Origin of the sequence: Priestia aryabhattai B8W22, from assembly GCF_000956595.1 — a bacterium.
GTDB lineage: Bacteria > Bacillota > Bacilli > Bacillales > Bacillaceae_H > Priestia > Priestia aryabhattai.
Genome location: NZ_JYOO01000009.1, coordinates 125913 through 138495 on the forward strand (window position 1 = coordinate 125913; position 12583 = coordinate 138495).

General features: G+C 38.9%; 10 protein-coding genes. 1 reads left to right on the forward strand and 9 read right to left on the reverse strand.

Features of this window, described 5'->3' with window-relative positions; all coding sequences use genetic code 11:
* Positions 1 to 284 precede the first annotated feature (284 nt).
* Entirely contained in the window at positions 285 to 1178 is an 894-nt protein-coding gene (locus tag N178_RS09450; RefSeq protein ID WP_034654402.1) for a helix-turn-helix domain-containing protein, read from the forward strand.
* A gap of 28 nt (positions 1179 to 1206) precedes the next feature.
* Here N178_RS09450 and N178_RS09455 read toward each other — a convergent pair whose 3' ends face one another.
* The 9 genes from N178_RS09455 to argB form a co-directional block, all read right to left on the reverse strand.
* Complete coding sequence (locus tag N178_RS09455; protein WP_045291925.1) at positions 1207 to 1458, reverse strand: hypothetical protein; 252 nt, start codon at positions 1456 to 1458, stop codon at positions 1207 to 1209.
* A gap of 199 nt (positions 1459 to 1657) precedes the next feature.
* A complete protein-coding gene (gene clpB / locus N178_RS09460) occupies positions 1658 to 4261 on the reverse strand; it encodes an ATP-dependent chaperone ClpB (protein WP_045291927.1) in 2604 nt (867 codons plus the stop codon).
* 114 nt (positions 4262 to 4375) lie between these two features.
* Complete coding sequence (locus N178_RS09465; protein WP_013055394.1) at positions 4376 to 4555, reverse strand: YjzC family protein; 180 nt, start codon at positions 4553 to 4555, stop codon at positions 4376 to 4378.
* Between the two features lie 129 nt (positions 4556 to 4684).
* Positions 4685 to 5329, reverse strand: a complete 645-nt coding sequence (locus tag N178_RS09470) for an SDR family oxidoreductase (protein WP_045291929.1) — start codon at positions 5327 to 5329, stop codon at positions 4685 to 4687.
* A 103-nt stretch (positions 5330 to 5432) separates the two neighbouring features.
* Positions 5433 to 6383 (reverse strand): ornithine carbamoyltransferase, encoded by a 951-nt coding sequence (argF, locus tag N178_RS09475; RefSeq protein ID WP_045291930.1) that lies wholly within the window; start codon positions 6381 to 6383, stop codon positions 5433 to 5435.
* Entirely contained in the window at positions 6380 to 9490 is a 3111-nt protein-coding gene (locus N178_RS09480; protein ID WP_045291932.1) for a carbamoyl phosphate synthase large subunit, read from the reverse strand. The genes argF and N178_RS09480 overlap by 4 nt, the downstream gene beginning before the upstream one ends.
* On the reverse strand, positions 9483 to 10556 hold the full coding sequence (locus tag N178_RS09485; protein ID WP_045291934.1) for a carbamoyl phosphate synthase small subunit: 1074 nt from the start codon (positions 10554 to 10556) through the stop codon (positions 9483 to 9485). The genes N178_RS09480 and N178_RS09485 overlap by 8 nt, the downstream gene beginning before the upstream one ends.
* Positions 10557 to 10626: 70 nt before the next feature.
* Entirely contained in the window at positions 10627 to 11781 is a 1155-nt protein-coding gene (locus N178_RS09490; protein WP_045291935.1) for an acetylornithine transaminase, read from the reverse strand.
* Positions 11747 to 12571: an acetylglutamate kinase gene (argB, locus tag N178_RS09495; RefSeq protein WP_045291936.1), complete on the reverse strand. Its 825-nt coding sequence runs from the start codon at positions 12569 to 12571 to the stop codon at positions 11747 to 11749. Before argB ends, N178_RS09490 begins: the two co-directional genes overlap by 35 nt.
* Positions 12572 to 12583 lie beyond the last annotated feature (12 nt).

Below are 12583 nucleotides of genomic sequence, written 5' to 3' on the forward strand. Positions count from 1 at the left end.
AAAGTCCAATTTTCCTTGCCTCAATGGTAAAATTACTATCGATAATCGGTACTTTTTTGCTTATCACTTTAAAAATGATTCTTTTAAATTGATGATGAACTACTCTTGCGCCAAAAAGGTGTTATCTTCATGTAAGCTTTGACTTGCAAATTATAAGAAAATAATAGATTTAGAGACATTCACTAAAAATAATCATGATATTTTCAAAAAATTATAGAAAAATGAAAGCGATTACGTTAAAGTAAGAATTAAGTACTACTTTATTTCAAAAAGAAGGTGAAAATTTGCTCTCACATTTCCAAGCTCAAGAATATTCAACGTACGCATACAGGTTTTTAGAATCCCGCACAAACGAAGTTGCGCAGCTCTGGTCGGTTGGATGGGATGAAGTTTTCTCTCCTCTTTATAACTGGAGCGGAAATCAGCGAAAAGATGTAGGAAAATATATTTTTCAATACACGGTTTCTGGGTACGGGATGATTGAAATAGATGGAAAAGAATATAAAGTGGATGCTGGAAAAGCATTCATCGTCAATATACCTGGAAATTATCGCTATTACTTACCAAAGGAAAGTGAAAACTGGGAGTTTATTTTTCTTACATTATACGGAGATGAAGTACAAAAATGCTGGGATTATATTCAGTCAACCCACTCCCCTGTAATTCGATTTCACCCTGAATCAGCACCTGTTCAGCTGCTTGCTCAAATATATAAGCGGGCAAGTGAAAAACATATAGCAGATCCATTTCATGCCTCAAGCTTATCTTACCGCTTTGTAATGGAGCTGTATCAATATATTAAAAGCATGGATAGTTTTACAGAGGATTGGCCTGAAAGTATCATTAGCTCTATTTTATTTGCCCGCAACCATTATCATGAAGAAATCGGTCCGGATGAGATGGCAGATGCAGCCCATTTATCTCGCTATCATTTTAGCCGGTTATTCAAACAAACAACAGGGATTACGCCGATTCAATATTTAACGAAGCTTCGCATTCAAAAAGCGGCCGAGCTATTGCATCAAACCAAGTATTCAATCGAAGAAATTGCTGAAAACGTCGGCTATGCAAATGCCAATTATTTAACAAAAGTATTTCGCAAAACAACCAATATGACACCTGGGCAGTATCGAAAAAGTGATGCATCCATTGATGAGCACTTTGCATTGCCAAAATAAAAACGACTTCCATAAAAGGAAGTCGTTTTTATTTTTTATCGGGAATTTCTACTACCACAGAACCTTTTTCGTAAATAAAAGTCAATTTTTTACCCGGGATAATCATATTTTCTAAAATATCTCGTGCAGCTTGAAGTGCAAACTCTGTCCGTTCTGCCTTTTCCTGCACTTCTTCATTTTCAGTTTGAAGATCATTTTTATCCAGCGCTCTTATTTTAGTTAATGCCTGATCTATAAAATCGTATGCTTCGTCATATATAAGCTCTATACGGTCCTTCATGTGCTCATTCATGCTCCTTTGCCCATTTTGTATTATCATAAATGAATTAGATATATTCTACAACCTAAAACTGAATAAGTTTTTACGCTTAGCCTTCATGTATTTTCTTTCATTTCTTTTTATTTATTTTAAAAGGCAAGCTGCTCTTAATAGCAAAAAAAGACCATTCAATTTATCATGAATGGCCTTTTTAGAAAACTTACACGCTGACAACAAACTCATCATCTTTTACGTCAACTTTCACTTGACTATAATCTTCAATTTGCCCTGCAATTAATTCTCTGGCAATTTTTGTTTCAATATATTTTTGAATAAACCTTTTTAAAGGGCGAGCCCCGTATACCGGGTCAAACCCGGAGGCTGCGATATAATTTTTTGCTTCTTCTGTTAACGTTAACGAAATATGACGATCGGATAAACGCTTTTCAAGCTGAAGCAATAGCTTATCAATAATCCCTTTTACTTCATGAACAGTTAGCGGTTTGAATAAAATCGTGTCATCTACTCGATTTAAAAATTCTGGGCGAAAATGCTGTCTTAATTGAGCCATCACTTGCTCTCTGGCTTTTTCAGTAATCTCGCCTTCACTTGTTAAACCGTCTAATAAAAATTGAGAACCGATATTGGACGTCATAATAATGACTGTATTTTTAAAATCAATGACTTTTCCTTTTGAATCTGTTGCTCTTCCATCATCTAGTATTTGAAGGAGCACGTTAAATACTTCGGGATGAGCTTTTTCAATTTCATCCAACAAAACGACTGAATAAGGCTTGCGTCTCACCGCTTCCGTTAGCTGTCCGCCTTCTTCATACCCTACATAGCCAGGAGGCGCTCCTATAAGCCTAGAGACCGCGTGCTTTTCCATGTATTCAGACATATCAATACGAACCATTTGTTCTTCACTGTCAAATAAAGAATGGGCCAACGTTTTGGCTAGCTCCGTTTTTCCTACTCCGGTAGGTCCTAGGAAAATAAATGATCCAATCGGGCGGTTCGGGTCTTTAATTCCTGCCCGTGCACGAATCACAGCATCTGTAACTAAGGATACGGCTTCATCCTGTCCAATCACACGCTGCTGTAAAATGGACTCAAGCTTCAACAGCTTTTCTCTTTCTCCTTCAACTAGTTTCGATACCGGAATTCCCGTCCACCTTCCTACAATTTCAGCAATTTCTTCTTCTGTTACTTCTTCTCTTAACAAACGGTTTTCTTGTGCTTTTTCAGCAGCTGTTTCTTCCAGCTGTTTTAGTTCTTTTTCAAGAGCTGGAATGCGTCCGTGGCGAAGTTCAGCTGCTTTATTTAAATCATATTTCCCTTCAGCTTCTTCTAGGTCTCGCTTCGCTTTTTCAAGCTGCTCCCGGACATCTTGCACCGTTTGAATCGACTGCTTTTCTTTTTCCCACTGCAGCTTCATTGTATCTGCACGTTCTTTTAAATCAGAGACTTCTTTTCGAATTGCCTCTAACCTTGTGATGCTTGCTTGATCTGTTTCTTTACTTAATGCCGCTTCTTCAATTTCAAGCTGCATGACACGTCGCGTTACTTCATCTAATTCTGATGGCATCGAATCAATTTCTGTTCGAATGGTTGCGCATGCTTCATCAATTAAATCAATTGCTTTATCAGGTAAAAAGCGATCTGAGATATAACGATCTGACATAACCGCTGCTGAAACAATCGCCCGGTCATGAATGTTTACACCGTGATGAATTTCAAATCTTTCTTTTAAACCACGTAAAATAGAGATTGTATCTTCTACTGAAGGTTCTTCAACCAGCACCTGTTGAAAGCGTCTTTCAAGAGCTGGATCTTTTTCAATATACTGACGATACTCATCAAGAGTTGTAGCTCCTATACAGTGAAGTTCTCCTCTAGCAAGCATTGGTTTTAAAATATTCCCTGCATCCATCGCTCCGTCCGTACGGCCTGCTCCAACGATTGTATGAAGTTCGTCAATGAATAAAAGAATTTGACCGTTGCTTTTCTTGACTTCTTGAAGAACAGCTTTTAAACGCTCTTCAAATTCGCCTCTGAACTTCGCTCCTGCTACTAAAGCTCCCATATCTAATGAAAAGATGGTTTTATCTTTTAATCCTTCAGGCACATCTCTACGAACGATACGCTGTGCTAGACCTTCAACAATTGCTGTTTTACCAACGCCAGGTTCTCCAATCAAAACTGGATTGTTTTTTGTTTTTCGCGATAAAATGCGGATAACGCGGCGAATTTCTCCATCTCGTCCAATGACGGGATCAATGTTCCCAGCTCGTACTTCTGCCACTAAGTCTCTTCCATATTTAGCTAACGCTTCATATGTAACTTCCGGATTTTGACTTGTAATTCGCTGATTTCCTCGAAGGCTAGTAAGCACATCTTGCAGAGCTTTTTTTGTTATACCGTGACTTGAAAATAACTTGCCATATTCACTAGAAGACGGTTCCTGTGCTAAGGCTAAAAAGATGTGCTCAACTGAAACATAATCATCTTGCAGACGAGATGCTTCTTCTTGAGCTTTAACAAACAGCTGCTGAAGTTTATTTGTAATATAAACTTTCCCTGCTTCAGCTCCACTTCCAGTAACGGCTGGTTTTTTCGCCAGCAATTGATTTACCTGCTGCTGAAAAGATTGATGATCTATATGTAAATGATCTAATATGCGAGGAGCAATACCATCTTGCTGATGAATAAGCGTATAAAGCAAATGAGCAATATCTACTTCCTGCTGATTTCGTTTAATAGCTTCGGACTGCGCTTCCATCACGCCTTCTTGCAATTTTTGGGTCATTTTATTTATATCCATTGAATATCCTCCTTCGATACATTTGACCTTTATTGACCTTTATTTTATTATACCCAGCAATAGGAAAACAAGTAAAGCCATTCAATTTAGAATGGCTTCTTTATTTTTTACTATTTAAGGCTTGCGCATGTATGTCCAGTGGCGATCATCGTTTGCCGTCTCTGGAAAACGCTCTCCTGCTTTTAATTTAACCTTTTGAGGATTATTTACGTTACTTCCTGTTTCACCAATTTCAATATACACTCCGTTATTAGGAGCTTTTTGACCCGGTGTGAAATGACGATTTTGTCCCATTGTCCTGCCTCCTCATTCCTGAAATGAAATGTTCTCCTATACTATTCCCTTAAGATTTCTGTTTCATAATGGAGATGTTTTCATATTAGGAAGAGAAAAAGAGCAGACCTTTAGATCCGCCCTTTTGTATCAATGAGTAAATTTAATAGCTTGTTCGATTTCAGTTTCTCCAGCTAACATTTCAAACGTTTTTCCTATCGTAGCTTCTTCGTTTAGACATTCTACAAGCACGGTTGCTACATCCGCTCGAGGAATCGTCTGAGATTTATCTTCAATATCATTATTGATATCAATTTTCCCAGTAGCTTGATCATTCGATAAAGTTCCTGGTCGTACAATTGTATACTGCAGATTAGACTGCTTTAAGTATTCATCCGCTATCGCTTTCGCACGCAGGTAAAGCTGTAAGCCTTCTGGTCCTTGTTCAGGTGCGTCTGTTCCCATTGAACTTAACATAACAAAGCGCTTTACACCTTGATTTTTTGCTTCATCAATGATATTTTTAGCACCGTTTTGATCCACAGCGATTGTTTTTTCGTCTCCGGTATGTCCTCCAGAACCTGCTGCAAATATGACAGCGTCCATACCTCTTAAAGCATCTGAAACATCTTGCTCCAAGTCACCAAGCACAACGTTGGCACCCAGCTTCTTTAACGCGTCTGCTTGCTTTTCGTCGCGAATCATTGCATAAGCTTCGTGCTGCTTGCTGTTTGCAACTTTTTCTACCACTTGTTTTCCCGTTGTTCCGTTTGCTCCAACAACTAATACTTTCATCATAAATCACCTTTCGTTCTGTTTAGTATACAATTGGTGTTCCCTCAATTAATTCCCTTTAAACAAAAAAACCCTTCTGATATTCTCAGAAAGGGTTTTTCTCTTAAGCTAAAATGGCTTGCAGCAAAGCTTTTTGTACATGCATACGATTTCCAGCCTGCTGAAAGACAACAGAATTTGGTCCGTCAATAATGCTTGCTGTTACTTCTTCTTCACGATGCGCAGGCAAGCAGTGTAGAAATAAATAGTCTGACTTAGCATAGGCAGCTAGTTCTTCATTTACTTGATAAGGAGCAAATATTTTCAAGCGCTGCTGTGCTTCTTCTTCCTGTCCCATACTTGTCCATACGTCTGCATAAATAGCATCGGCATTTTTTACAGCCTCTACAGGATCTTTTGTAATCGTAACCTTTGCACCTGTTGTAGCAGCTATTTCATTAACATAAGCTGTTACAAAGTCTTTTGGCTCATATCCATCAGGGCATCCAATTGAAATATCTATCCCCATTTTTGCACATGCAATCATTAACGAATGCGCTACATTATTTCCGTCTCCAACGTAAGCTACTTTTAGCCCTTCAAATGATTTCTTGTGCTCGTAGATCGTTAATAAATCAGCTAGAGCCTGACAAGGATGATAATCATCTGTCAAACCATTAATAACGGGAATGGATGCGTAATCTGCAAGCTCTTCGATCTTGCTATGTTCAAACGTACGAATCATTATAGCATCTATGAATTCAGATAGTACGCGCGCTGTATCAGCAATCGTTTCTCCGCGTCCAATCTGTAAATCTTGGCTGCTTAAAAAGAGGGCGTTTCCTCCAAGCTGCATCATTCCCGCTTCAAATGAGACTCTTGTTCTTGTTGAAGATTTTTCAAAAATGAGCCCCAGCGTTTTTCCTTTTAACGATGTGACGATCTCACCATTTTTATGCTTTTCTTTCAGCTCAATGGCGCTTTCCAAAAGTGACATAATATCGTCAGATGATAAATCTTTAAGCGTAAGCAAATCTTTTCCTTTTAAATTCGTATTTACCGATACCGTACTCATGATACTGTCACTTCCTTTTTAGTTTTTTGAAACCATTCTTGCAGTGATGAAACTTGATATTCATCGACTTGGAACGATTGGAAAAATAGCGAAGCCGTTTCTGCCTCCGTCATAACCATTAAACCGTGTTTTAATGCTGACATACGGCTTTCTTTATCTTCAGGCTGTAAGCTTACATATAATAAAGCTTCTTTCGTTTTTACCCATTCACTAACTTCTTTATCTTTAACAAGAGTTAATCCCGCGCTTTGCACAAGTTCTTCAAGGCCCTGCGCTTCTCCGTTGATATACACTTCTGCAGCACCTTTTTTACTTAACACGTACTGATGGAATACTTTTTTTGCTGCTTCTTCAATCGTTGAAGAAATCGCAATTCCTTCACCGGTTGACTTCATTTCCGGTCCAACAAGTGGATCAACTCCTGATAATTTACTTGTCGAAAACACTGGAAACTTGATAGTTGTGTAAGCCGGATCTGGCAATAAACCTAGCTTTTCACTAATTTCCGACAATGATTTCCCAAGTAATATTTGAGTTGATAGCGAAACAAGCGGCGTGTTGCACACTTTGCTTACTACAGGCACTGTACGGCTGGCACGCGGATTAACTTCCAGCATGTAGACTTCATCATTGTAAATAACATATTGGATATTCATAATACCTTTATATTGAAGTTTATTTACAATTTTTTGAGCGTAGCTCACCATTTTTTCTTTATGTGCTGCTTCTATTGTTTTTGCTGGTAAAAGCGCATAGCTGTCTCCTGAATGAACGCCGGCTTTTTCAATATGTTCAACGATTGTCGGAATCAACACATCTTTTCCGTCTGCTACAACATCAATCTCCGCTTCTTTTCCAGGGAAGTAAGCATCAATAAGCATTGGGAAATGAGAAGCTTTAATAGCAGGTAAACAAGCCTGAAGCTCTGTTTCATTTTGAATTGTCAGCATTCCTTTTCCGCCAATCACGTAAGAAGGACGAATAAGTAATGGGAATCCCATATCTTTTGCTTTTTGGACAAGCTCTTGCTCATCTTTGGCCATTTCACCTGGGATGTGCGGAATATCGCAGTCATCTAAGAGCTTATAGAACAGGTCACGATCTTCAAGTGCATCAATGACATCATTTGTAATCCCCAGTAAATTGACGCCAGCTTCTTCTAGTCCTTTAACAAGCGAAATAGCAGTTTGACCTCCGTATTGAACAATTACATCCGTCACATTTTCAGCATCAAGAACATTTAATACATCTTCTACTGTTACAGGTTCAAAATATAAGCGGTCTGCTACTTCAAAATCCGTACTTACCGTTTCTGGATTGTTGTTAATTAAAATCGTTTCGTACCCTTCTTTTTCAAGAGCAAGCACACCGTGTACAGAGCTGTAGTCAAATTCTACTCCTTGCCCGATACGAATTGGTCCAGAACCGATAATAGCAACTTTTTTATTCGTTGATGGTTCAATCTCACTCTCACCGTAATAACTAGAGTAGAAATAAGCCGTAGAAGATTCAAACTCCGCTGCGCATGTATCCACCATTTTATAACTTGGCGTAATATGTAGTGCTTTACGTTTCGCTCTTACGTCAAGTTCCGGCACACTCCATACGCTTGCTAGATAAGCATCTGTAAAACCATGCTCCTTCACTTGTTTGAAGTGTTCAGCTGTAATGGAATCGAAACGTACTTCCTTTAAAGAAGCTTCCATTTTAATCAGCTGTGTAAAGTGTGTTAAATAGAAATAATCAATTTGGGTTACTTCATGAATATACTCAGGCGTTGTGCCGCGGCGTAAAAGCTCAAGGATAACAAAAATACGCTCATCGCTTTGTTCGCCAAGCTTGCTTTTTAATTCATCCGTTGAAAGTTCTTGCAGTTCTTCTACTTCTAATCCCTGTAAGTCAATTTCTAAAGAAGACAATGCTTTTTGGAAGCTACGCGTAAAGTTACGGTCAATAGCCATTACTTCTCCAGTTGCTTTCATTTGGGTACCAAGCGTTCTCTCAGCGTAGAAAAACTTGTCAAACGGCCATCTTGGAAATTTCACTACTACATAGTCAAGAGCAGGTTCAAAACTTGCATACGTGTCTCCTGTCACAGGATTTAATAATTCATGAAGCGTGTAGCCTACCGATAGCTTTGCAGCAATTTTAGCAATCGGATAGCCCGTTGCTTTTGATGCAAGAGCAGACGAACGGCTCACACGCGGATTTACTTCAATTAAATAGTACTGCTTGCTTTTTGGATCAAGCGCAAACTGAATGTTGCACCCCCCAATAATCCCAAGCGATGAAATAATTTTAACTGAAGCAGAGCGAAGCATTTGATATTCCACGTCTGTTAACGTTTGAGAAGGAGCAACGACTACTGAATCTCCAGTATGAACGCCTACCGGATCGATGTTTTCCATATTACAAATTGTAATGCACGTATTGTTCACGTCACGCATAACCTCGTACTCAACTTCTTTAAATCCGGCGATGCTTTTTTCAATTAAGCATTGAGTAATAGCACTTTCACGCAAACCTGACGCTGAAAGCTTTTCAAGCTCTTCCATAGAATGAGCAATTCCTCCGCCCGTTCCGCCTAACGTATAAGCAGGACGTACAATAACAGGAAAACCAATTTTCTCGGCAAAAGCTAACGCTTCTTCTACTTTTGTGACAACTTCACTTTCCGGCACCGGTTCATTCAGTTCATTCATCAATGCGCGGAACTCTTCACGACTTTCACCTTTTTTGATTGATTCAATCGGTGTTCCTAAAAGTTTCACATCGTATTTTGGCAAAATGTTTTGTTCATGAAGCTCAAGAGCTAAGTTTAAGCCCGTTTGTCCGCCTAACGTGGCTAACAAACCATCCGGCTTTTCTTTTGCAATAATTTTCTCTACGCAGTCTACTGTTAATGGCTCAAAATAGATTCGATCTGCTACGTGAGTGTCCGTCATAATCGTAGCTGGATTATTATTGATTAAGATAACTTCATAACCTTCCTCTTTTAATGACAAGCATGCCTGAGTTCCTGAATAATCAAATTCTGCTGCTTGCCCAATTACGATTGGTCCTGATCCGATTACTAAAATCTTTTTTAATGTTTGGTCTTTAGGCATATACTTTTCCGCTCCCTACTTGCTGTACTTTCGTCATAAATTCATCAAAGATATACGTGCTGTCACTTGGTCCAGGATGTGCTTCTGGATGATATTGAACCGACATAACAGGAAGGTCTTTATGCATTAAACCTTCAACCGATCCGTCATTCACATTTTTAAATCGAACGTTTAATGGGGTAGACGTAATCGTCTGTTCGTCTACGACATAGCTATGGTTTTGAGACGTCATACACACTTTGTTATTTGTTAAATCAATTACAGGCTGATTAGCTCCTCGGTGACCGAACGCCAGCTTTTTGGTTTGTGCCCCAAAAGCAAGCCCAATTAACTGATGTCCAAAGCAAATTCCCAAAGTTGGATACGATGAAATAATTTCTTTTAATTCATCCAGCTGACTGCTTACTTGAGTTGGATCTCCAGGTCCGTTTGATAAGACAATGCCATCCGGCTGCAGCTCTTTTACTTTTGAAGAGCTTGTAGAATAAGGAACAACCGTTACTTTGCACTCTCGATTTAACAGCTCTTGTAAAATTGATTTTTTATAGCCAAAGTCCATTAATACAACGTGTTTTTCACCGTTTCCGTAAGTAACAGGCTCTTTTGTTGACACTTCTTTTACTACATATCCATCGCATTCAGCAGTAAATGCTGGCGGCTTAGCAGATGCCGAAAAGGCAGATTGCATCGTACCTTCTTTTCGAATTCGTTTTACGACCGCTCTCGTATCCACATGTGTAATAAGCGGAATGTTCCATTTCTTTAAATATTGTTTAAAGCTGTACATCGCTTCGTAATGGAACCCTTCATCTGAACATTCGTATACGACAACCCCTGCTACGTGAGGCTTTTTGCTTTCATAATCTTTTTCATTGATACCATAGTTCCCAATTAAAGGGTACGTAAAGACGATAATTTGATCTTTGTAAGATGGATCAGTCACAACTTCTTGATAACCAGTCATTCCAGTAAAGAAAACAATTTCTCCTTCTGCCTGGTGCGTTGCTGTATGTTCAATGTGTCCGGCGAACGAATCGCCGTTTGCTAAGTGTAAATATCCGTTCATTGTGCATCCCTCTTCGAATAATTATTTATAAAACAGAATTTTTATACAAACATATTCAAAAAAATTTGTATTATGAAGTAATTTTTGTTTGGCTAAACGCTTCTTCAATGATATGAATCGCTTGGTCTAACTCTTCTTTTGTTACAGTTAAAGGCGGCAGCAATCGTACTACATGCGGTCCTGCTCCCAGTGCTAGCAATCCTTTTTCACGCATAGCTGCAAGCAGTGCCGACTGATGTTCCCCGCATTCAATTCCAATCATAAAACCTTTTCCGCGAACATCCGTTACAAATGAATAATCTGCTACGCTATTTTTCAAAGCGTTGATAAAATAAAAGCTTTTTTCTGTAACCTCTGCCAAAAATGCTTCATTAAAAATAATGTTTAAAGTTGCTTTGGCTGAAGCTAATGCAATTGGGTTTCCTCCAAAGGTTGTTCCGTGAGTACCAGGTCCAAACGCTTCTTTGAGATAGCCTTTTCCAATCATCGCACCAACCGGCATTCCGCTTCCTAACCCTTTAGCTGCTGTAATAATATCTGGTGACACATTAAAATGCTGATAGGCAAATGGTTTTCCTGTTCTGCCGATTCCAGTTTGCACTTCATCGACTATAAACAGTGCTTCGTGCTTTTTACACAGTTCTTGAATGGTTAATAAAAATGCTTCGGTTCCTGGAACAACTCCGCCTTCTCCTTGAATGACTTCAACCATAATTGCTGCTACGCTGTCGTCCATTTCCTGTTTTAATGCTTCTTCATCATTGTATGGCACATAAACAAACTCATTAACAAGAGGACCGAAGCCATCATGAATTTTTGCCTGCCCTGTAGCTGTCATTGTAGCAAATGTACGTCCATGAAATGATTTTGTAAACGTAATAATTTTGTGTTTTTGTGTGTACTTGCGTGCTAATTTAATCGCCGCTTCATTCGCTTCTGCACCGCTGTTACAGAAAAATACTGCATCACCGTTTGAGTGTTCCACAAGCTTACCTGCTACGTCTTCTTGAATCGATTGATGAAATAGATTTGACACATGCCACACTTTATTTAACTGCTCTTCGACCGCTTTTTGAACATCCGGATGACGATGACCTACGTTACAAACAGCGATACCTGAAATAAAATCTAAATACTCATTTCCTTTGTTATCTATTAATTTTGTTCCTTGCGCCTCTTCCACGTGGATATCAAACCGTTGATATGTTGGAAACAATGAACTCATCGCTATCTTCTCCACCTTTTCCACTATATTTAATTGCTGTACCAATCAGCTTTCCTTCCTTATCTAAAAATCCATCAGTTCCGCTAATAATATGAACTTCTTCAAGTAAAGGAGATAACGCATTTACCGCTGATGTCACTTTCGGAATCATTCCGCCGTAAATTACTTTTTCTTCAATAAGTGCATCAATCTCTGACTTTGTAAGTTCAGGAAGCAATGTTCCATCCTTTAGCACACCTTTTACATCCGTTACAAACATCAGCTTTTCAGCATTTACTGCTTGTGCAACAGCTCCCGCCGCCACGTCAGCGTTAATGTTATAGCTATTGCCTTCTTCATCGGCTCCAATGGAAGAAATAACTGGAATATACTGACTGTCAGTTAATTGCTTTACCAACGTATCGTTTACACCTTTTACTTCTCCAACGTAACCTAGACGTTCAACATCAATAGCCTCTGCTTTAAGCAATAATCCATCAATTCCTGATAATCCTACCGCTTTTAAATTCGCTTTTTGTAGATCTTTTACAAGCTGCTTATTAACCTTGCCTGCTAATACCATAGTTACAACTTCTAATGCTTCTTTAGACGTTTTTCGAAGCCCATCTACAAATTCCGTTTCAATGTGAAGTTTGGTAAGCGTATCTTGAATATCCGGTCCACCTCCGTGCACGACAATGATCTGATATCCACTCGCTTTTAACTGCTGAATACTTTCAAAAAAGGCGCTTGTTAACTGATTGACAATACTGCCTCCGCATTTTACAACAACGATTTTTTCAGTGCTCATTTCACTCTCTCC

Coding starts and splice junctions, on each gene's coding strand:
- N178_RS09455 (WP_045291925.1), bottom strand. CDS start 1,458: ATGAAGGACCGTATAGAGCTTATATATGACGAAGCATACGATTTTATA.
- clpB (WP_045291927.1), bottom strand. CDS start 4,261: ATGGATATAAATAAAATGACCCAAAAATTGCAAGAAGGCGTGATGGAA.
- N178_RS09465 (WP_013055394.1), bottom strand. CDS start 4,555: ATGGGACAAAATCGTCATTTCACACCGGGTCAAAAAGCTCCTAATAAC.
- N178_RS09470 (WP_045291929.1), bottom strand. CDS start 5,329: ATGAAAGTATTAGTTGTTGGAGCAAACGGAACAACGGGAAAACAAGTG.
- argF (WP_045291930.1), bottom strand. CDS start 6,383: ATGAGTACGGTATCGGTAAATACGAATTTAAAAGGAAAAGATTTGCTT.
- N178_RS09480 (WP_045291932.1), bottom strand. CDS start 9,490: ATGCCTAAAGACCAAACATTAAAAAAGATTTTAGTAATCGGATCAGGA.
- N178_RS09485 (WP_045291934.1), bottom strand. CDS start 10,556: ATGAACGGATATTTACACTTAGCAAACGGCGATTCGTTCGCCGGACAC.
- N178_RS09490 (WP_045291935.1), bottom strand. CDS start 11,781: ATGAGTTCATTGTTTCCAACATATCAACGGTTTGATATCCACGTGGAA.
- argB (WP_045291936.1), bottom strand. CDS start 12,571: ATGAGCACTGAAAAAATCGTTGTTGTAAAATGCGGAGGCAGTATTGTC.